Source organism: Bacillus cereus group sp. MYBK227-1, assembly GCF_051916325.1.
GTDB lineage: Bacteria > Bacillota > Bacilli > Bacillales > Bacillaceae_G > Bacillus_A > Bacillus_A cereus.
Genome location: NZ_JBQAGK010000001.1, coordinates 213,865 through 233,991, shown reverse-complemented (window position 1 = coordinate 233,991; position 20,127 = coordinate 213,865). Strand labels below are relative to the sequence as shown.

Sequence of the window (20,127 nt, the reverse complement as noted above, 5' to 3'; positions counted from 1 at the left end):
TTTTTTATTACAATTTTATATGTCTAATGAGAAAAAAGTATACTGTATAAAGTATACAGTTGAATATTATCAGGAAGCATTTTGCACGAAAGAAAAGACACTCCATATGAGTGTCTTTTCCAATAGTTTTTAGCAGAAGCAAGAAGCTCCAACGATGATTAATAAAATGAATAACACAACTAATAAAGCAAAGCCTCCCGAGAAGCCACAACCGCCACAACTACCACCATAACCCATAATAGTTCCTCCTTTAGATAAGAGGGGAAAACTAAGGTTCACTCATGTATTTTAATGGATTCGTTTCATCTTATGTTTTTTCGTATTGATTGAGCAGGTCCTTTCGAAAACTATTCACATATTAACTATATTTTTAAAAATGAATAATTTAACTATAACAATAAACAGATAAATTAATATAATGTATTAATTCTAAAAGAAGGGAGGAATAGCCATGCAATTAGTTTGTTTTAAAATAGTAAGTGGTCAGTATTTCTTGTTTGTAGAAGGTATTCAAATTCCTGTACCAATTCCAGCAGTTGCTGCAGCTTTATTAATTGGTTTAGGAGTAATTCCACTTTGTTCTTAATGTAAGGAATTCGGATCATTCCTATCTTTCCATTGGAAAAGCCTCAAGTATATGAATACTTGAGGCTTTTCTTATAATTGAGAAAGACACTTTAACGTGGCTGAAGATCTCCTGATTTAACTAATGCGGCCGTTACATCATCACCGAAAGTATTGAGACAGAATACTTGCTCGTCTACCGTATCCATCACTGTAGCTTCACCTATCTTGCCACCTTGAAGTTTAATAAAATAGTTATGTTCTTCTAAAATTTTACTAAAATCTCTATTTGCCCATCTTTCAGTAATTGCTAATAGCTCTTCTTTATTCTTGAAATTGTTTCCGTTTAGAATGTTTCTTACTTTCTCTGCATTCTTTTTGGACATAGGAATCGCTCCCTTTCCTTCACACGCTTTTACTTTTTGATGAGTCATACTATGCATAGCTGAAATAACTTCTTCTTCAGTAGAAGTTACTGTAATGTGAAGTTGTGCATTTGAGCCTTTCACTTCTGCTTCATTCGATAGTGTGTCTTCTTTATTAACCTCTGCAAAAACATGGTCCTCACTCCCAAGCGGGACTTCAGCAAACTGTAACATTCCAGTTGCAAGTACTACTCCCCCTATAATAGATGCTAACCAATACGTTAGCTTCTTGTCCATCTTCATTTCCCCTGTCTTGGTTTACATACATTAACTAAAGAATATCATATTTAATTCCTTTTTATTGAAGAGTCTCTAATTTTTACTACAAAAAAGGATAAATCTTTTAATATAAATATAATAACTTCATAATCATGACTATTCTCATAACAGAATCTATATACGATGTCACTAAATCATCTGGTGAACTATTAGTTATTAGTACGGATTTGCATCGTTATTCTCAATAATTATTCATTCTCAAAAAGGATAAATATTGTACATACCAATTCTTATGTATGAAGACACCCAAAACAAGTATTACGAAAAAAATATAAAAAAGACATCTTTTCTAGGGAAAGATGTCTTTTTTATATAAACCTTAATGTTCGTTCTGTAAAACTCTCGCTTCCTTTACTCCTTCTTTCTCTTCTTTTAAGAATAACGATACGATAAATGCAACAATGATAAAGACTAACCCAAGTGCAAATGCACCTTGGAATCCTGAAGTTAAACCGTTTAACTTCTCTAACGGATCCAGTGGATTTGCGGAGCTTTCCATATACTTAGTTGTTCCTGAAGACATTTTCGAAATAAAGATAGCTGTACCAATTGCACCAGCTACTTGTTGCAACGTACTAAATAGTGCTGTTCCATGCGGATATAAATCTGGTGTTAATTGATTTAAACCGTATGTTTGTGCTGTCATGACAAACATGAGTCCAACCATTAATACGCTATGCATAATAATAATTTGTACCATTGATGTATCAGGAGTAATGCCTTTAAATAAGAACATTGCAATTCCTACTAAGACAATGCCGGGAACGATAATAACTTTCGGACTAAATTTATCAAATAGTTTACCTGCGATTGGTCCCATTATGGCGCTAATAACACTTCCCGGAAGCATGATAATTCCTGATTTAAAAGCTGTAACGAGTAAAACGGTTTGCAGGAACATCGGTAATAAAGTCATCGTTGAAAATAACGACATCATCACAATGACAATTAATCCAACTGATAATGTAAACATCGGAACTTTAAATGCTCGTAATTCTAAAATTGGATTCTCAATTTTCAATTGTCGAACGGCAAAAATACATAATGAGATAAGCCCAACAATTAAAGTGCCATACACTTTTGCATCGGACCATCCTAAATCACCCGATGCACTAAAGCTATACACAAGCCCGCCAAATCCTAATGTCGATAAAAGGATAGATGGGTAATCTACTTTTGGCCTTGTTAACTCTGAAACATTTTGAATGTACTTCATCCCAATCATAATGGAAATGATCACGATAGGAATAACAATATAGAATAACCAGCGCCAATTTAATGAATCCACAATTACTCCAGATAATGTAGGGCCAATTGCCGGAGCTGCCATCATCACGAGTGCGATTAATCCCATTGTCGCACCACGTTTTTCAGGTGGACAAATGATTAAAATCGTATTCATTAATAACGGTGTAATTAACCCCGTCGCTACAGCTTGGACGATACGGCCAATTAATAAAACGGAAAATGTCGGTGCGAATCCCGCAATTAATGTACCGACTAAAAACGTTACCATAGCGATCAAAAACATTTGTCTCGTTGTGAGCCATTGCTGAAGTAACGCTGTAATTGGAACTAAAACCCCAACTACTAACATGTATGCTGTAGAAAGCCATTGAATCGTTGAAGCCGTTACGTCAAATTCTTTCATTAATACCGTTAACGCATTTCCAAGTAATGTTTCATTTAATAATGCAACCATTGCACCTAAAAGTAATGCAATTAAAATGGGGGGATGTTTCAAATTAGAAGTATCAACTTTGCCACTTGCTGGGCTCTTAGTTGTCATATTCATTTACAGATTCTCCTCCTGTTTCTTACTTAAAAAACTTTAAATACACCGGAACACATGTAATATAATATACATATGTAGATTAAAAAGGGAGAATCAATTTTCAGCCACTGTATATTTAATCTACAAAAAAGGAGAATTGTAGATGAACGATAATGAAAAACAACTTGATTTACGTATTAGACGTACACATAAATTACTGTGGGATTCCTTATTTGAATTAATGACGCAATCAAAACAGAAATATAGTACGATTACGATTAACCAAATATGTGACCGCGCAATGGTACACCGAACAACCTTTTATAAACACTTCGAAGATAAAGATGCTTTATTAGCATTTGGATTTAAACGATATAGCAAGATGATTGCTGAAATACCGGTTTCAGATCGATTAAGTAAACCATTTCAAGTAATGGAACAATTTCTACACCATGAAGAAATCGGTAAAATATTAGAAACGCAAATGTCTGATGAACAATTTATTAACCGAACACAATATTTAAGTCACGAAACGAGAAAACAAGAAATAGAAGCGTTAAATCAACTGCACAAAAGTCATACGATGCCCAATGATTTAATCATTGAATTTTATTCAGGGGCAATCACCTCATTAAGCGCATGGTGGTTTAAAAATAAAAAAAGCGTTTCTGCTGCTGAAATGGATAGGTACCTCCACCAACTTATTAATCGGGATATTTTTCAGTTTGAAAAGGAATAAGACTACACCTTTTCAATCATGCAATCAAATTGACCACAAAATAGGAATATGATATATTTTCCGTAGAATACTATATAAGTATGACATCAAATAAAATGGCATATAATAAAAAGAAGAGATGCGCTAACATCTCTTCCCTAACTGCTACCGCTTAGGGTGGTGGTTATTATAAGCTATTTCTTTTTGCGGAACCCATCCTTTTGCTTGTGACGGCGCGGAGTGGGTTTTTTGTTGTCCTTACCCAGAAGTTGCTTCCGCAAAAAATACGCTGAAACTTCGCGCACATCTTACGTCCTGATTCTGTACTGTCTGTTCCGCTACCAGATACGTAAATGAACGTCATGTTTGGATTTAACTCCGCTAATGTTTTCGCGGCGGATAACATTAAATCAATGAAATAAAACGTCGATAAATTTAAGTTACAAATATTCAGAATTAATATTAAAATAAAAAAATGGGGATAGGGGTATGGGATTATAAATTTTATACATAACGAGGGAATAGAAATGAAACTGCAATTAAAAGCGGATTTAGGGCTACTACTAGTTACATTCTTTTGGGGTGCATCCATCCTACTTACAAAGCTTGGACTTGATGGCATAGAAGAATATAATTTAATCGCATTACGATTTATTATCGCTTTTCTTTTATCAGGTTTAATATTTTACAAACATTTATTTAAGATCGATTTTAAAACTGTAAAATATGCATTTATACTCGCTTCTGTCTTATTTATCGTTTACATTTTCGCGACTTTCGGTACAAAGTATACAAGTGTTTCTAATGCTGGTTTCTTACTATGTCTCACAGTCATTTTCATTCCGATATTATCAGCTATATTTTTAAAACACATTCCAGAAAAGAAAGTTATAGTAGGAATCATTTTAACGATAATAGGAATCGGCTTATTAACATTAACGAGCGAATTCAAAATCGGTAACGGCGATATATTTTGCATACTGTCTGCCCTGTTTTATGCGATCCACGTCATCATTACTGGAAGCGTAACGAAACATGTGAATTCCATTGCACTTGGAGTCATACAACTCGGTTTCGTCGGCCTATTTAGTCTTATTTTCTCATTCATTATAGAAACACCAAAACTTCCTAGCACGATCGACTCATGGCTAATCATATTAGCTTTAAGCATATTTTGCACCGCAGTCGCATTCATCGTGCAAGTAATTGCCCAGCAATACACTACACCTACCCATACAGGTCTTATTTTTTCATTAGAACCTGTCTTTTCCGCAGGCTTTGCTTTCATTTTCACAGGTGAAACGCTGACAGGAAAAGGATACTTAGGGGCTACGCTTATATTATTGAGTGTGTTAATTGCTGAGGTGGATTTTAAGAGTTTGTTGCGGCCTAATTATAAGAAGAATATAGAGTAAACATTTCAATATAATCAATAAACATACCCCAGAAAAATATGAGTTTATATTATTTTTATTCTCTTCACTTAGATTTTCTTTTTAGATGCTATCTTCAAACAAGGTAGCATCTAAAAAATGTTAAAAGGAATTTTCTCCTGGTATCTTGTTATATTCTATGTAGGCATCTTTGACCTTTTCTACGTTCTTTAATTACTTACTGAATATAGTCATACAGATTTTTCGCTAACAATAAACAAGTTACTGTAATGAAAAGAGCCCGAACATACCCGCTTCCTTTTTTTATAGCGAATTTGGAGCCAACAATCCCTCCAGCAATTTGAGCAATCCCCATTATAAAACCATATGCAGAGTTTACTTGCCCTACATACATAAACATCAACAATGCACCAACATTACTTCCTAAATTAAGAAGCTTCGCATTACCTGCTGCTTTTAAAAAATCATACCCAATAAATAAAAGAGAAAACATTAAAAACGAACCTGTTCCAGGCCCTAGAAATCCATCATAAAAACCAATAGCAAAAACAAAAAAAGTAAAAATAATGACGTGTCGACCAGACAATTTTTTATGAGTGGAAATACTTCCCCAATCCTTCTTGAATATCGTATAAATAGCGACCACACCAAGCATGATCAGCATTAATGGCTTCAATACTTCTGGATTCATTAAATGAACAGTCCATGCCCCTATTATAGAACCTATGAAAGTGAGTGGAACTAATTTAAACGCCGATTTCAAATCAAGATTACCAGAACGATAAAACACAATGTTACTAGTTGCACTTCCCATTGTCGATGCTAGTTTATTCGTAGCTACTGCACTTGCTGGATTCAGTCCTGTAAATAATAAAGCGGGTAAAGCAATGAGTCCACCACCACCTACAACTGAATCAATGAATGCAGCTAAAAATCCAAAAGCAATCAAGATCATTAATACAGATGGGTCTAAATAAAAATCCATACTATTAACCTCCCCTTTAGTCACTATTATAATAGTAACTATCAATTTGCTAAATGTAAATAGTTATTGTAACGTTGAAATATAAAGTGAAACTTTAATCAGTGGGGGGTTTTGTTCACCCCCACTGATTATTAGCCTTCACCAATCGGGCTTTAACGGGCAGCCCGACCCCCACCTAACTTCTTTGCTTCCGCTGAATTTTGAGGTGGGAGTCTTACTGCCCGTTAAAGCGGGATAAAAGCAAACATCGGAGGACGAAAAAAGTGGACTACATAGTGCAACAGCTTAAAAAAATTGGTTTCAATGAATATGAAGCTAAATCTTATGTATCTCTTGTTAAACAGGGGCCTGTCACAGCCTATCAAGTGAGTAAAGATTCGGGTGTCCCAAGAGCGCGAATTTATGAGATTTTAGGTAACCTTGTAGAAAAAGGAATTGTCATGAAAGAAGAAATAAATGACACCACCCGCTATTCACCTCTACCTGTTGAAATCTTTTTACAGAAGGCGCAAACAGAATGGCAATCTACTTACGAAGGAATAAGTGATTCATTAAAAAAACTAGAAACTTCCGAGGAAAAAACGGATAATCGAGTAATTACTTTAAAAGACAATCAAACAATCATTAGCTATTGTCAGGCATTAATAAAAAAAGCAGAACGACGTATTGTCATTTCAATGTGGGATGAGATGTATGAAGCATTAAAAGAAGATCTATCTGAAGTAGCTGATAAAGTTACAATACAAGGTATTACCCTGCATGTTGAAAATCCCATTAAAAATCTAGAAGCCCATCGCATAACACCTTATACAGAAACCTTGTCTACAGAACATTGGTTTATTGTATCGATAGATTCTAAAGAGATGATTTATGGACCATCACTTGAAGAGCGTAATATTGCTTTTTATACAGATGACCCCGTTCATATATACTTATTAGAGGATTATGTATGGCATGATGTTTTAGTAAATCGACTTGTCCGACGTAGCCAAGATGACTTGCAGCAGTGGATTACTGCTGAGAGAAAATCTTTCTTTATGGGGAAATAAGAAGCATATTGAAAGAATCAAAAAATAAAGCATAAGTGAATGAAATAGAACACTTATGCTTTATTTTATTTGCAAAGTGATACTCCAGTCTTTTCAGTCTTTTCACTATTTTCCCTCCACAAACCGTCCAAACTCCTTCATAAACCTCAGCTTAAAACTGCCCACAGGCCCATTCCGATGCTTCGCCACATGAATCTCCGTCATCTCTTTCTGCATCGTTTCCTTATCGTAATAATCCTCGCGATACATAAGCATAATAACATCCGCATCTTGCTCAATCTGTCCCGTCTCTCTTAAATCTGATAAAAGCGGACGCTTATCTTGCCGCGACTCTACAGAACGAGATAACTGTGATAACGCTACTACACAAACATTTAACTCACGTGCTAATAACTTAAGCTTACGAGAAATCTCACTAATCTCTTGAAATCGATTGCCCTTATTCTTCGGATCGCCCGTAATAAGCTGCAAGTAATCTACAATAATTAAAATCTTTTTATCACCGTGCTTCCTCTTTAACTTACGAGTTTGCATCCAAATATCTTGTACCGAAATGCCTGCATTGTCGTAAATCTCAAATGGCAACTCACCAATCTCCGCAAACGCCTTACTTACCTTCTCCCAATCTTCCATCGCAAAACGATGCTTCGGATTTTTCAGCCTACCTCCTGACACTTCGCCTACGCAAGACGCCATCCTTTTCAATAATTGCTTACTACTCATCTCTAACGAAAACAATCCAACCGCTACTCCAGACTTCGCCGCATGCAATCCAACATTAAGCGCAAACGCAGTCTTCCCCATAGAAGGACGCGCACCAAGAACGACAAAATCACCTTCCTGCAATCCGCACGTCATTTTATTTAACGATGTATAACCAGTCTCAATACCAGTAATTTCTTTCACATCTTGATGAAGCTCCTCATACAAATCAACTAACGCATCCTTCAAATCAAACTCACATACAGAGTCTTTCTCCTCTAACTCACAAAGTGCCGTAATCGTCTCACCGATAACTTTCTCACTCTTCTCCGCAATAAGACGCTCCCCCATCTTGTGCCCAAGAACACCAGCCTGATACATTTTCCAGGCACCTCGAACAAGCCCCTCATAATATGAGAAGTTTCTAGTAGTAGGCACACCAGCCATTAACCCTATAAAATACTCCATTCCCCCGATCCCCTCTAAAAACTTCGGATCTACCCGAGAAATGAACGTCACAAAATCAATCGGTTGCCCCTCTCCTTCCATCTTTCGCATTAACTGAAATATAGACTTATGTACTGGCATAGAAAAATACTGCTCCGTCAAACGACACTCCTTAATAAGCTCTCCATCAATTAATAGAGAACCTAACACCGTCTTCTCCGCCTCCACATTTTGAATACTCATGGCCGCCACCCGCGCTCCGCTAAAAAGCGCTGCAACTCTTCCTCTGACGGCACACTCTTCTCCCACTCCTCACACTTCGCCAAAAAATGCTCCGTCTCCCCCGTACTAACAGACGACCCCTTCTTCCTGAAATTCGCAGCATCCGCCTCAACCTCAGACACTTTCGTAAACCCTTTCCCGTGCCAACCACGCAAAATCCCCTTCACATAAGCCATCTTCCGATTTTTATTTTCATACGAAATTTGAAGAGCCTTCAGCACCAGCTCCTCCGACAAATCATCCATCCACGCACTCAGTTCCTCCACCGCAAAAGGAGACAAACTACCGAAATGTTGCTCATAAAAAGAAAACACACGACTTCCCATTTCTTCCTCTACAACCCCTTCTTCCTCTGTCTCCTCACAAATCGGCTCAACATCATCCACAGCCAAATCACCAGGCATACCGAAATGCGCTAAAAGCATCGGAACATTCAGCTCCTCCTCCGCGCACTTCTGAAGAAACATATGTACAAACTCCTTATTCTTCACACCCTTAAGCTCACGAAGCACACACTTCTCCACATTCGTATTTGTCACAGGATTATAACGAAGCCAATTCAAAACGAATAACTCCCGAGTATCCGCATCATAAAGAATCTTCCCATAATCAACAAAGCGCTGCACAAGCTTATCAACCGTCTCCCGGTTATAACCCGTCTCTATCTCAGCTAACCGCTTCGGAAAAGGAAAAATCCCGCACTGCGTCGTCTTCGAACAAGTTAATAAGTAAACATAAAAATACCGCTCCTCCGGCGTCAAATCCAAAACAAAATCATCCTGCCAAAAATTCACCTGCACATTACGGTATACCGCCATCCTAATTCCTCCCGTCTCCGTTCAAAAGTAAAAGCCCCTTCATAATATATATGGGAGACTAAGCGGGTTTTTGGCGTGTTATTTTAAATTTTTTTTGACTACTACTACGGTGTTTGTTGGTGTTTTTGTTTTGTTATGTTTTTTCTTAGTGATTTATTACTTGGTAGGGGCTTGTAAGGGGCTTAGGAGGGGTTAGTTATCGGTTACTTCGATTAGGAAGACTCGATCTGAGAAGCCGCCTCTTTCTTCTGCTTTCTTTTTACGGATGTTGTTAATTTCTTCTAGTGTTGTGCCTTCGTGTTCGGCTAGGGCGTTGATTAGTTCTAGTAGGTCGGATAGTTCTTCTAGTTTATGTTCTTTTGCTGTTGCTTCTAGGTATTCGGTTAGTTCTTCTTGGGTTTTGTTGCAGAGTTCCTCTATGTATTCATCTTCGTTTAGGATTCTTGTTGTAGGTATTTTTCCGTTAGCTTTTATAATTTGTGGGATTTTATTTCGGATTAGTTTGTTGTAGATTGGCATGGGATTTCCCTCCGTTTTACTTTTCTTCCATTATAATAGAAAAGCAGTTTAACTAGCTGTTAAACTGCTGCATTGCTTCTTTTATATAGGTTTCTTCTTCAGTTGTGAAGATGGTTGGGAATTCGGATAGTGGGAGGTTTGATTTTTGAATTATATCCTCTATATCGCTTTGGGGTGTATCAAGATAATTCTTTACTTTTTCTATTACATTGAAAAATTCCTTCAAGGTAACTTGAACGTCTTGATGACCCGGATTTTTCTCTTCTACCTTATACTTTTTCAACTTCCCTATCACATCCATAAATCGCTGTTCAAACTTTTCTTTTAGTTCCTTATTATTATAAAACGCTCGAACACTATCCGTTGAAAAGTGTTCCTCTAGCCATTCCTTATTTTCTTTCTCCCATATAAAAGTTTGCAAAAACGAAGAAAACAAAGCGACATCCACTCGTTCTTCCTTTTGAAACTTCTTCGTCATCTCATCCATATGCGAAAGCACCTTCGCAATTCTTTCTTGCTCTGCCAACAGCAATTCCCTTTGAAAATGCATTTGTCTTAAAAAATCTTCAGTCTCTACATTCCGCTGTAATATAATATTTTGAATTTCCCCAAGCGAAAAACCGAGATGCTTAAACGATTGAATTTGCTGCAGCACATACAAATCATCCTTCGTATATAACCGATGCCCACCCTCAGTATAATCGCTCGGCTTTAATAAATTAATCTTGTCATAATAACGAAGCGTCCGCACCGTAACATCCGCAACACTTGCAAACTCACTAATCATCCATGCCATATCATTACCTACTCCGATAACTTCTCTTTCACATACTGAATCATATGAGAAAAATTCATCTCATTCTACCGATAATATTGAAACAAACCTACAACAAGTAATAAAAAAGGAACATTCCCTCTATAACGATTTTCATACTCACTAATACCATCATAAAAGTACTCATACTTTCTTTTTCGTAACACAATATAAATCGCAATAAACAATACTGCAATCATGATAAAAGTTCGCTTTCCCCTTACCTCCATTTCTTGTTTCACACCTATTCTCCTTCCACGACATACTTATCTTCTTTAAATAAAGGAATTCGAATGAAATAACGATATGGCTCATCGCGCATTACTTTCCACGCAACAATGATCACTTGAACGACCTCAAGAGCAAACACAATCCAAAACAAAACATCACTAATACGCAAACTAATATTAAATAGAAGAAAGATTAATAAATGAAAGTTGAACACCTTTCGGCAATGGTATTTGTACACCTCATTTTTACGTGCCAGTGTGATGTACATGAGTATTGGTGAAAAGATTCCTATTACGGCTGAGAGTAATAGCATGATTATGGTGTTTCTTTTTTCTTTTGTGGTGGTTTTCATAATTAGTTTTGTCCCCCCTTTTAATTTGTCTCTTTTAGGTTAGGGGGTGACGTTGGGGGAGGTGCAAGCACCATTAATGGAAAATATTAAATTTCATATAATCGAGTTACTATTCTTGCCGAACACTTGTATCTATTTTATAATAAAAAATATAAATTACGTACGTAAAGAATGGAGATGTAATGAATGGATTATGGTTTTAGCTATAACTTCCCCGCTTTACGTGGAAAGCAAGGTGGTAAGGAGTACTTTGTTGTAATGTGCCCTTTACGCTTAATTCCTAAAATATTTCTATTTGACGAGGAAGAAATCCCTGCTGAACATCGTGCCCAAAGGATATTAAATAAAATTAGAATCCCAGAAATCACAAATTATATCATTGAAAATCAAAATGATTATGTTTTTTCATCCCTAACAGCATCTATAGATGGTGATATTGAATTCCAACCATTTAGTTCTGATCAGTCGTTTCAAGATTTAGGACAACTTCGTATCTCACTGGATTCTAAGTTCCTGATTAATGATGGACAACACCGAAGAGCAGCTATCGAAGAGGCGATAAAGCTTTCACCAGAATTAGGACATGAAACGATTTCGGTTGTGTTCTATCATGATCAAGGTTTAAGAAATTCCCAACAAATTTTCTCAGATCTTAACCGCCATGCAGTTAATACAACTTCATCTATCGGTATTTTATATGATCATAGGGATAAGTTAGCATTAGTTACAAAAGAAATTGTCGAGGAAAATGAATTACTATCTCGATATACCGACAAAGAAAAAGTCAATTTATCTAAAAACTCACCGAAGATTCTCGCTTTAAATCACATATTTAATACAAACCTTCGATTACTAGGAAAGACAAAGGGTGACTTAATTACAGAAAAAGAAGAACAATTCTTAAAAGAATTTTGGAACATTCTTTGTGATACAATAGTCGAATGGAATTTAGTTTACAAAAAAGAACTAAACCCTCGTGAACTTCGAATGCATTATATTGTCGGGCATGGAGTATTCATTGAATCTGTTGGTTTAGTAGGAAAATATGTTTTTGAAAATCATCCAAAAGATTGGAAAAAATACATTTCTCTTTTAGCAGACATCGACTACAGTCGTTCTAATTCTTCCGATTGGTTAGGACGAGCTTTCAATACAAATGGTCGCATACAAAAGACAAAAGAAACAGTCACTTTAACCGCAAACAAACTAAAAGAAAAATTAGGTCTTCCTTTGACAGAAGGAGAACAAAAGATAGAAGAGAAATTCCAGTTAGGAGCATGATAATGTTAAATAATCTCATTACTGATTTAATAAATAATAAAAATGACTTTGTCTCTGAAGCAAAAGAGCATATAAAAAAAGTTTATCGTGCTGACGACCGCCCTTGGGTCGTTGGTTATAGTGGTGGAAAAGATTCCACAGTTGTCGTTCAGCTTGTTTTTGAAGCTTTAAGTGAATTACCTACAGAGCAATTACACAAGAAAGTATATGTAATCTCATCAGATACACTTGTAGAAACACCGCTAATTATTCAATCTATCAATGTTACTTTACATCGAATCCAAGAAGAAGCTTTAAAACGTGATCTTCCTATTGAAACGCATAAAGTAAAACCAAAATACGAACAATCTTTTTGGGCTAATATTATCGGAAAAGGCTATCCATCACCAAACCAACAATTTCGCTGGTGTACAGATCGCTTAAAAATTGAACCAGCAAATGCGTTTGTAATGGACAAAGTTTCTACGTTCGGTGAAGTAATCATGGTCCTTGGTGTTCGTGAGAATGAAAGTGCTACTCGTGATAACGTTCTTAAATCCCATACCGTTGAAGGTAAAGATTTAATGCGCCATTCCACGTTAACAAATGCATATGTTTTTGCACCGATTAGACAGTTTAGTTTAAATAACGTTTGGGACTACTTACTGGAAAATCCATCTCCTTGGGGCAACGATAACCATGAATTAAATAAGCTTTATCAAGATTCAAGTAGTGGTGAATGCCCTCTTGTTGTAGATAAAACCATTAAAGAAAGTGCTGGTTCATGTGGAAACAGTCGCTTCGGTTGTTGGGTATGTACAGTAGTAAATGAAGATAAAGCATTAAACGGCTTCATTCTTAGTGGATCAGATTGGATGAAACCTTTATTAGAATTCAGAAATTGGTTAGCTGGGATTCGGGATGATAGAACATTTCGTATGAAATACCGTAAAGGTGGTCAAATTTACTTTAACCCGCTAAAAACTGAAGTAAAAGATGATATTGAATATGTAATCATTCCAAAAAAATCTAGTCGTCCAAAACAAATGATTAAATTAGAAGAATTTACAATTTTAGAAAGGGATGAACTAAAGTCTTATTTAGCAATAAACAATATTGATTTAAGTTCTCCTGAGGATCCAAAAATTTTAGTAAAGCTTGATAATAATCAAATCGGACAACTTGGTTTAGGTCCCTTTACACTGAACGCGCGAAAAGAGATTTTACGCAGACTTCTTATTGTCCAAAGAGATTTACAACATCCTGAAGAAGAGGATTTTGAATTAATTAAAGAAGAAGAATTACGTGTTATTCGTCGTTACTGGTTAGAAAATGGCGATTGGGAAGATTCTTTACCTAGCATTTTTAAAGAGGTAATGGGATATGACCTAAACTGGGAGTATGATGATCGTCCATTATTTGATAATGAACAAATTACAGATTTAGAATCATTATGTAGCAAACACAACGTAGACTTTAAAGCATTAAAAAAACTTATATCACTTGAAAAAGATTTTTCAGGTTATAAAGTTCGTCGTGGATTAATGAACGAAATTGAAAAAGTACTAAAGCAAGACTACTTACATTTGTAGGGTGAGGTTAAATTTATGTTAATTGAACAACTAGAATTAGAAAACATAGGAGCTTATACGGAAAGAAATACCTTCGATCTGTCTATCTCCTCCCCAAAAAAGAAAGTAATTTTAATAGGCGGAGAAAATGGTGCTGGGAAAACAACATTTTTAAATTCCATAAAACTAGGATTATTTGGTTGTTTCGGCTATGGATATAAGACAGAGAATAATGATTACTATAAGCGCGTCCATGGGTATTTAAATGCTTCTGCTCGTAAAGATGAGACAAATCCTTTTAGTATTACAATTACCTTTAGTGAAGTAGAAAATTACAAACGCCATGTTTATACATTCAAAAGATCTTGGAACATTTTAAACAGCGCTATAAAAGAAAAATTCACTGTAAAAAAAGATGGTCATTATTTAAATGATGCTGAAAAAGATATTTTCGAATCAAGACTACGAGAGAATTTCCCGCCTAAATTATTTGATCTATGCTTATTTGATGGCGAAGAAATTTCAAAAATAATAAATGAAAATAAATTATCCTCTTATTTAAAAGAATTATCTACTGTTATATTCAACTTAGATTTATTCCGAAATTTAGAAGGTGATTTGACCAACTATTTACAACAAGAAATTGATCAAGAACATCTTTCTTCTATAGAAAGCGAAATCCTTACCCTTCAGCGTCAAGAGAAAGAACAGTCTTTAAAAATTGAAGATCTTGAAGACACAATTAAAACAGCACAGCAGCAAATAGAAGAATCAAAAGAATCTTATTCTTTATTGAAAAAGGATTTTGAAACACATGGTGGTTTAATTAAAGAAGAACGTGAAACGTTAAATAGACAAGTATTAGAAATTGAAGCACATCGAAAAGCTAATTCTGAAAAAGTTCGAGAATTTATTCAAACGCTTTTACCTTTCTATCTAAACAAAAACTTATTACTATCTACTAAAAATCAATTACAAAATGAAGAAAAACTATCATTAGCAAACCAATTAACTTCAGAGTTAACTGAAGAACGCGCTCTTGAATTAGCTAAAAGTTTACCTGGAGTCTCAGCTCCTAATGATTTAGCAGCTGAATTGAGAAAACAAATTTTCAATATTATTAAGCCTAATGATACAGATGTTGAGTATATCCATAGAGTTTCACCAACACAACGCACACAATTCGAAGTAGCGGCACAACAAGTTGAAAGAGAATCTCATGACACATATATGCAATTACTTCAAGAAAATAGAGAAAACTTACTTCAAGCACAAGAACTAAGAAAGAAAATTTCTACTAATGATTCTACAAATGAGTTTGCACAAATGTTAGAAACTATGACTCAAACACAAGAAAAAATCTTTAAGTTAGAAAAAGAAGTAGAAGAAAACTTAAGTATTTTAGAAACTAGACAAGAGACTTTAGAAGCATTAAAAAATACAATCGACTCAAAACAGAATATTGTACAACAAAGTAACAAAACGAGAAATACATTCTTAATTGCCCAAAGTATTATGAAATTAAGTACAGAGTTTCAAATGTTACAACATCAAAAGAAATTACAACAAGTACAAATCGAAGCTACAAAAATGTTGAATAAATTAATGCGTAAACACCAATATATTTCTTCTTTACGCATTGATTCTAGCACGTTTGAAGTAACTTTATATGATAATAATCGTGACCATGTAGCAAAAGAAACATTATCAGCAGGTGAAAAAGAAATTCTCTTACTATCATTAATTTGGGCAATGTTCAAATGTTCTGGTCGTCGTGTTCCATTCATATTCGATACACTTTTAGGTCGCCTTGATCAAACACATAAACATAATATTTTAGTAGATTTCATCCCTGCATGTGGTGAGCAAGTCTTAATCTTGTCAACTAACTCTGAAGTTGATGAAAAACACTATAATTTACTGAAAAACTTTGTATCCCATGGATACTTATTAGAATTTGATACAGAACTACGAAAAGTGAATGTTACAGATCAATATTTCAACTTTAATAAGGAGCAAGCAAAATGAACTACCGTTTAAAGATTTCTAAAAGAGTATCAGATAAACTAAAAGAATTACAAGCTCCTACTAATTTAACACCAAATATTTTAGCTCGTTTAGCAGTTGGATTATCTTTAACTGATCCAACTTTTCCTGAGGCTTTAACAGATAAAGAAGCCGGTGGATTAGAAATCAATCGCCACACATTAACTGGAGAATATGATTTTATTTATAAATGCTTAATCACTCAGCATGCGGGACGTGAAGTATCTGATAATGAATACTTTCCTACCCTATTTAACGCTCACTTAGAACGCGGAATTAACTTATTAGACAGCGAATATAAACATGCTGGAAACAACGAGAAATTCACAATGAACTTGCTAAAATACGGTAAGGAGTGATCTCTATGCTTTATCTTGATAATAGTGCAACAACACAATTATTACCTGAAGTTAAAGAAGTAATGTTGCCATATTTACTTGAAGAATTCGGAAATCCTTCAAGTAAATATTACGGATTAGCCCAAAATGCTAAAGACGCTGTTGAAACAGCAAGAAAACATGTAGCTCAATTATTAGGCTGTGAAACTGATGAAGTAATCTTTACTAGTGGTGCTACAGAAAGTAACAACTTTATTTTGAAAGGCATCGCTCATTATCATAAAGATAAAGGCAATCACATTATTACTTCTAAAGTAGAACATCCTTCTATCATAGAAACTTGTAAATTTTTAGAAGCAAATGGCTATACGGTCACATATCTTGATGTAGATCAATATGGCAGAATCAATTTGGAAGAACTAACTAAAGCTATTCAACAAGAAAAAACTCTTCTCGTTTCAATTATGTGGGGCAACAACGAACTTGGTTCTCTAAACCAAATCAACGAGATCGCAAAAATCTGCAAAGAGAATGAAGTATTCTTCCATACAGATGCTACACAAGTAGTTGGAAAAATACAATTCTCTCTTTCAGATATAGACGGTATAAACTTTTTATCCTGCTCTTCTCATAAGTTTCATGGTCCAAAAGGTATTGGGGTAACCATAATAGGTAAAGATAATTTAGGATTACCAATCCAAATCACTCCTCTACTTCACGGTGGCGGACAAGAACGTGATATACGCAGTGGCACACTACCCGTCCATAATATTGTCGGAATGGGAAAAGCTGCAGAAATCGCATATCTTAATTTGGAACAAAACATTTATAAATTAGAGCAACTAGAGAACAAATTAGCTGATATTCTAAAAACCAAATTTCAAAATCATATTGAGTTTAACAATGATATTCAAGATAAAATACCTGGAATATTAAGTGTTATATTTAAAGGTGTAAACAACGAAACGCTTGTGAGGACTCTTGCTCCAGTAGCTGCCGTGTCTACTGGATCGGCTTGTAGCTCAAGTAAACCAAGTCATGTATTACAAGCTATCGGATTATCTATGGATGATTTGCGTTCTACTATTAGGTTCTCACTTTCTTCTACTACTAGTTTAGAAGAGTTGGATGTTTTTAATAATCTATAAAGAAAACAGAAAGGCATATCCCTTTCTGTTTTCTTTATTTCCTTACTAACTACTAATCTAGTAATTTTATATCTACGTTAATAGCTCCTCCCTACTTAAAATTACAACTTTCTCTATTTTTAAACACCCATTAAAATATGGTAATATTATATATAAGATATTCCTATACTTCATGCTCATATTAAAGGTGGTAAAAATGAATAAATTAAAAGAACAAGAGCTAGAATTACTAGCAAAAATTTGTAAAGAAAATGACCTATCAACAAAACTAGCATATGACTTATTGCGTTCTGCTGAAAAATTTTCATATGAAAACACAAGTGAAAATCACAGAAAAAAAGATTACCTAGATTTAATTGATTTTTATGCAAAATAAAGTAAAGGTGACTACATAATGTTATTTAAAAAACTTATTTTTGATAATTATAAAACGTATTATGGACATCAAGAAGTTGACTTCTATATCCCAAAAGAGGTACGTGAAGAAGGCGAAAAAAATATTATTTTATTAGGCGGCCTAAACGGGGCTGGAAAGACTACAATTTTAAAAGCAATTTTATATGTTTTATTCGGAAAAAGAGGATTCTCACCTGCTGAGCATAAACGTGTATTTTCTAATGTTATTAACAATACCTTCTTTGACGAAGGTGGGAGAGATTGTTCTGTAACTCTTGCTATTGAAACGGATAAAAATGAAGAATGGACTCTTAAAGTTAAATGGGGCTTTGATCACAACAAAAGGTTAATTAGTGAAAACCGTGATTTAACTGTGAAAAAGCCTGGTGCAATGATTGGTAAAACTGTACGTATTGATAATATAGATACATTTAATCGCTTTATGGATAAAATGATTCCATATCACGCTGCACCATTTTTCATTTTTGATGGCGAAGAAATTAAAGACATCATTTTACGACAAAATAGTGAGGAAATGAAAGAAGCTATTCACAAAATTACTGGGATGGAAACCTATAAATTATTACTATCTGACCTCTCTTCTATTAAGACTGGCATAGAGAAGAATTTAGCCAAAGCGGTTGACCAAAATAAACTAAAAAGTTTAGATGCCAATTTAAAAGAATACGAAGAGCAAATCCAACATCTAGAAAAACGAAAAGAACTTATATCTTCTGAACGCAAGAAATTCGACGATCTAATCAATGAAGTGAAAAATGAACGTAATGAAAAAATTACAACTAACTCCAAATCAAGAGAGGTTATTGTAAAAAAACAATCAGGTCTAGCAACTGAGTTACGTCTAGCTAAAGAGCAATTTGAAAACTATTTCAACAATAACGCTATAAACATCATTCTAAAAGAAAAAACTAAAGTACTACAGAACAGATTAAAATTAGAGTATGATATTCGTCAAAAGAAAATAATACAAGACGCTTCTTTAATGCCTTATGAAAAATTTATGGATGAATTATTAAACCAACCATTCACTCCTCCCCTTTCAAATGAGCAATTAAATCAACTCAAGGAAATCGGGAGAGAAATTTGGGTTAAAGAAAATAATATCGAAAAAGATATATCCGAAGATCACGTAGATATTCACGATATTTCAAATAAAGACTATAACTACCTTGTAAATCTCCCTGCTAGAAATAATAGTTATGTTATAGATTTAATAAATAAAATTGAGAAGCTGAATCTTGAATTAGAGGCATTAGAAATTGAAATTAGAAATGCACCTGAAACGATTGATATTAGCGCAGAAAATGAACGTATTGATATCCTAACTAAAAAATTAGGAGAACTTAACTTAAAATATAAATCAATTATTGCAAAGTTAAATAAAATTAAAGAACAAAGAACAGCCGTTGTAAACCAGCTAACCCGTCTTTCTGATCAAGGTGCAGATTATGATGCTCTAAATAAACGATTAATTTATGTCAAAAAGTTGATTCATACTATGAATTCATATGTACATGAAATGACAAAGTTAAAAGCAAGCTTTATTCGTGAAGAATTTTCTTCAATGTTAAGTCGATTATTCCGTAAACAAGATGAATTTGGAAAAATTGAATTTGATATTTCAACGTATACTGTTAGATTGTACAACGATCGTAATCAAGAAATTAGTATTCAAGACCGATCTGCTGGTGAAATGCAAATGATTTCCTCGTCACTAATTTGGGCCCTAACAAAAGCCTCTGATTTAGCTCTTCCTATGGTAATCGATACACCACTAGGACGCTTAGACAGTTATCATCGAAATCATTTAATTAACCATTACTATAAAGAGCTTAGTGAACAGGTAATTATCTTATCTACGGATACAGAAATTACCCAAGACTATATTAATTTCATGCAAGAGCATTCATATAAGCAATACATGCTTGATTATGACCAATCAAAGAAATATACAGTTATCCGCGATGGGTATTTTGATTTTATAAAGGTGTGAT

The 20,127-nt window shown here is 34.6% G+C and carries 21 protein-coding genes; 11 read left to right on the top strand and 10 right to left on the bottom strand.

What is annotated here, in order from left to right; all coding sequences use genetic code 11:
* Positions 1 to 129: 129 nt before the first annotated feature.
* Positions 130 to 237, bottom strand: coding sequence for a YjcZ family sporulation protein (locus ACTFRM_RS01340; RefSeq protein WP_000540375.1), 108 nt, complete (start codon positions 235 to 237; stop codon positions 130 to 132).
* Positions 238 to 451: 214 nt separating this feature from the next.
* Here ACTFRM_RS01340 and ACTFRM_RS01335 point away from each other — a divergent pair, with 214 nt between their 5' ends.
* Positions 452 to 586: a hypothetical protein gene (locus tag ACTFRM_RS01335; RefSeq protein ID WP_001177693.1), complete on the top strand. Its 135-nt coding sequence runs from the start codon at positions 452 to 454 to the stop codon at positions 584 to 586.
* A 91-nt stretch (positions 587 to 677) separates the two neighbouring features.
* Here the strand turns inward: ACTFRM_RS01335 and ACTFRM_RS01330 are convergent, their stop codons facing one another.
* Both ACTFRM_RS01330 and ACTFRM_RS01325 read right to left on the bottom strand, forming a co-directional pair.
* The gene (locus tag ACTFRM_RS01330) at positions 678 to 1,226 is read right to left on the bottom strand and encodes a PRK06770 family protein (RefSeq protein ID WP_000358704.1); all 549 of its coding nucleotides are present in this window, start codon (positions 1,224 to 1,226) and stop codon (positions 678 to 680) included.
* 361 nt (positions 1,227 to 1,587) lie between these two features.
* On the bottom strand, positions 1,588 to 3,057 hold the full coding sequence (locus ACTFRM_RS01325) for an MDR family MFS transporter (RefSeq protein ID WP_440043155.1): 1,470 nt from the start codon (positions 3,055 to 3,057) through the stop codon (positions 1,588 to 1,590).
* Positions 3,058 to 3,205: 148 nt separating this feature from the next.
* Here ACTFRM_RS01325 and ACTFRM_RS01320 point away from each other — a divergent pair, with 148 nt between their 5' ends.
* Together ACTFRM_RS01320 and ACTFRM_RS01315 are read left to right on the top strand one after the other, a co-directional pair.
* Positions 3,206 to 3,781, top strand: coding sequence for a TetR/AcrR family transcriptional regulator (locus ACTFRM_RS01320; protein WP_000999306.1), 576 nt, complete (start codon positions 3,206 to 3,208; stop codon positions 3,779 to 3,781).
* Between the two features lie 506 nt (positions 3,782 to 4,287).
* On the top strand, positions 4,288 to 5,175 hold the full coding sequence (locus ACTFRM_RS01315; protein WP_000776039.1) for a DMT family transporter: 888 nt from the start codon (positions 4,288 to 4,290) through the stop codon (positions 5,173 to 5,175).
* Positions 5,176 to 5,371: 196 nt separating this feature from the next.
* Here the strand turns inward: ACTFRM_RS01315 and ACTFRM_RS01310 are convergent, their stop codons facing one another.
* Positions 5,372 to 6,139, bottom strand: coding sequence for a TSUP family transporter (locus ACTFRM_RS01310; protein ID WP_000348426.1), 768 nt, complete (start codon positions 6,137 to 6,139; stop codon positions 5,372 to 5,374).
* Between the two features lie 263 nt (positions 6,140 to 6,402).
* Between ACTFRM_RS01310 and ACTFRM_RS01305 the strand changes: the two genes are divergently transcribed.
* The gene (locus tag ACTFRM_RS01305) at positions 6,403 to 7,188 is read left to right on the top strand and encodes a TrmB family transcriptional regulator (protein WP_000384619.1); all 786 of its coding nucleotides are present in this window, start codon (positions 6,403 to 6,405) and stop codon (positions 7,186 to 7,188) included.
* A 105-nt stretch (positions 7,189 to 7,293) separates the two neighbouring features.
* Here ACTFRM_RS01305 and dnaB read toward each other — a convergent pair whose 3' ends face one another.
* From dnaB to ACTFRM_RS01275, 6 genes are all read right to left on the bottom strand, one after another.
* A complete protein-coding gene (gene dnaB / locus ACTFRM_RS01300) occupies positions 7,294 to 8,580 on the bottom strand; it encodes a replicative DNA helicase (protein WP_000027303.1) in 1,287 nt (428 codons plus the stop codon).
* The gene (locus ACTFRM_RS01295) at positions 8,577 to 9,437 is read right to left on the bottom strand and encodes a DnaD domain-containing protein (protein WP_000312048.1); all 861 of its coding nucleotides are present in this window, start codon (positions 9,435 to 9,437) and stop codon (positions 8,577 to 8,579) included. The genes dnaB and ACTFRM_RS01295 overlap by 4 nt, the downstream gene beginning before the upstream one ends.
* 192 nt (positions 9,438 to 9,629) lie before the next feature.
* Positions 9,630 to 9,956, bottom strand: coding sequence for a nucleoside triphosphate pyrophosphohydrolase (locus ACTFRM_RS01290; RefSeq protein WP_001123431.1), 327 nt, complete (start codon positions 9,954 to 9,956; stop codon positions 9,630 to 9,632).
* A gap of 52 nt (positions 9,957 to 10,008) precedes the next feature.
* A complete protein-coding gene (locus tag ACTFRM_RS01285; protein WP_000312418.1) occupies positions 10,009 to 10,752 on the bottom strand; it encodes a MerR family transcriptional regulator in 744 nt (247 codons plus the stop codon).
* 65 nt (positions 10,753 to 10,817) lie between these two features.
* Positions 10,818 to 11,012: a hypothetical protein gene (locus ACTFRM_RS01280; RefSeq protein WP_000807035.1), complete on the bottom strand. Its 195-nt coding sequence runs from the start codon at positions 11,010 to 11,012 to the stop codon at positions 10,818 to 10,820.
* A 2-nt stretch (positions 11,013 to 11,014) separates the two neighbouring features.
* A complete protein-coding gene (locus ACTFRM_RS01275; protein WP_000859138.1) occupies positions 11,015 to 11,353 on the bottom strand; it encodes a DUF4870 domain-containing protein in 339 nt (112 codons plus the stop codon).
* 186 nt (positions 11,354 to 11,539) lie between these two features.
* Between ACTFRM_RS01275 and dndB the strand changes: the two genes are divergently transcribed.
* The 7 genes from dndB (at position 11,540) to dndD (ACTFRM_RS01240) (ending at position 20,126) form a co-directional block, all read left to right on the top strand.
* Positions 11,540 to 12,634 (top strand): DNA sulfur modification protein DndB, encoded by a 1,095-nt coding sequence (gene dndB, locus ACTFRM_RS01270; protein WP_000384435.1) that lies wholly within the window; start codon positions 11,540 to 11,542, stop codon positions 12,632 to 12,634.
* 2 nt (positions 12,635 to 12,636) lie between these two features.
* The gene (gene dndC / locus ACTFRM_RS01265; protein WP_000933832.1) at positions 12,637 to 14,205 is read left to right on the top strand and encodes a DNA phosphorothioation system sulfurtransferase DndC; all 1,569 of its coding nucleotides are present in this window, start codon (positions 12,637 to 12,639) and stop codon (positions 14,203 to 14,205) included.
* Positions 14,206 to 14,220: 15 nt separating this feature from the next.
* Complete coding sequence (gene dndD, locus ACTFRM_RS01260; RefSeq protein WP_000904413.1) at positions 14,221 to 16,212, top strand: DNA sulfur modification protein DndD; 1,992 nt, start codon at positions 14,221 to 14,223, stop codon at positions 16,210 to 16,212.
* Positions 16,209 to 16,589 carry a DNA sulfur modification protein DndE gene (gene dndE / locus ACTFRM_RS01255; protein ID WP_001109532.1) on the top strand — a complete coding sequence of 127 codons (381 nt, stop codon included), beginning with the start codon at positions 16,209 to 16,211 and terminating at the stop codon, positions 16,587 to 16,589. The genes dndD (ACTFRM_RS01260) and dndE overlap by 4 nt, the downstream gene beginning before the upstream one ends.
* A 5-nt stretch (positions 16,590 to 16,594) precedes the next feature.
* Complete coding sequence (dndA, locus tag ACTFRM_RS01250) at positions 16,595 to 17,716, top strand: cysteine desulfurase DndA (protein WP_000966084.1); 1,122 nt, start codon at positions 16,595 to 16,597, stop codon at positions 17,714 to 17,716.
* Positions 17,717 to 17,912: 196 nt separating this feature from the next.
* The gene (locus ACTFRM_RS01245; protein WP_001037503.1) at positions 17,913 to 18,092 is read left to right on the top strand and encodes a DNA modification system-associated small protein; all 180 of its coding nucleotides are present in this window, start codon (positions 17,913 to 17,915) and stop codon (positions 18,090 to 18,092) included.
* A gap of 18 nt (positions 18,093 to 18,110) precedes the next feature.
* Entirely contained in the window at positions 18,111 to 20,126 is a 2,016-nt protein-coding gene (gene dndD, locus ACTFRM_RS01240; protein ID WP_000897699.1) for a DNA sulfur modification protein DndD, read from the top strand.
* Position 20,127: the final 1 nt, after the last annotated feature.

What these genes read in the sequence shown, in the direction of transcription:
- ACTFRM_RS01340 (WP_000540375.1), bottom strand. Translation starts at nt 237, where the DNA reads ATGGGTTATGGTGGTAGTTGTGGCGGTTGTGGCTTCTCGGGAGGCTTT.
- ACTFRM_RS01335 (WP_001177693.1), top strand. Translation starts at nt 452, where the DNA reads ATGCAATTAGTTTGTTTTAAAATAGTAAGTGGTCAGTATTTCTTGTTT.
- ACTFRM_RS01330 (WP_000358704.1), bottom strand. Translation starts at nt 1,226, where the DNA reads ATGGACAAGAAGCTAACGTATTGGTTAGCATCTATTATAGGGGGAGTA.
- ACTFRM_RS01325 (WP_440043155.1), bottom strand. Translation starts at nt 3,057, where the DNA reads ATGACAACTAAGAGCCCAGCAAGTGGCAAAGTTGATACTTCTAATTTG.
- ACTFRM_RS01320 (WP_000999306.1), top strand. Translation starts at nt 3,206, where the DNA reads ATGAACGATAATGAAAAACAACTTGATTTACGTATTAGACGTACACAT.
- ACTFRM_RS01315 (WP_000776039.1), top strand. Translation starts at nt 4,288, where the DNA reads ATGAAACTGCAATTAAAAGCGGATTTAGGGCTACTACTAGTTACATTC.
- ACTFRM_RS01310 (WP_000348426.1), bottom strand. Translation starts at nt 6,139, where the DNA reads ATGGATTTTTATTTAGACCCATCTGTATTAATGATCTTGATTGCTTTT.
- dnaB (WP_000027303.1), bottom strand. Translation starts at nt 8,580, where the DNA reads ATGAGTATTCAAAATGTGGAGGCGGAGAAGACGGTGTTAGGTTCTCTA.
- ACTFRM_RS01295 (WP_000312048.1), bottom strand. Translation starts at nt 9,437, where the DNA reads ATGGCGGTATACCGTAATGTGCAGGTGAATTTTTGGCAGGATGATTTT.
- ACTFRM_RS01290 (WP_001123431.1), bottom strand. Translation starts at nt 9,956, where the DNA reads ATGCCAATCTACAACAAACTAATCCGAAATAAAATCCCACAAATTATA.
- ACTFRM_RS01285 (WP_000312418.1), bottom strand. Translation starts at nt 10,752, where the DNA reads ATGGCATGGATGATTAGTGAGTTTGCAAGTGTTGCGGATGTTACGGTG.
- ACTFRM_RS01275 (WP_000859138.1), bottom strand. Translation starts at nt 11,353, where the DNA reads ATGAAAACCACCACAAAAGAAAAAAGAAACACCATAATCATGCTATTA.
- dndB (WP_000384435.1), top strand. Translation starts at nt 11,540, where the DNA reads ATGGATTATGGTTTTAGCTATAACTTCCCCGCTTTACGTGGAAAGCAA.
- dndC (WP_000933832.1), top strand. Translation starts at nt 12,637, where the DNA reads ATGTTAAATAATCTCATTACTGATTTAATAAATAATAAAAATGACTTT.
- dndD (WP_000904413.1), top strand. Translation starts at nt 14,221, where the DNA reads ATGTTAATTGAACAACTAGAATTAGAAAACATAGGAGCTTATACGGAA.
- dndE (WP_001109532.1), top strand. Translation starts at nt 16,209, where the DNA reads ATGAACTACCGTTTAAAGATTTCTAAAAGAGTATCAGATAAACTAAAA.
- dndA (WP_000966084.1), top strand. Translation starts at nt 16,595, where the DNA reads ATGCTTTATCTTGATAATAGTGCAACAACACAATTATTACCTGAAGTT.
- ACTFRM_RS01245 (WP_001037503.1), top strand. Translation starts at nt 17,913, where the DNA reads ATGAATAAATTAAAAGAACAAGAGCTAGAATTACTAGCAAAAATTTGT.
- dndD (WP_000897699.1), top strand. Translation starts at nt 18,111, where the DNA reads ATGTTATTTAAAAAACTTATTTTTGATAATTATAAAACGTATTATGGA.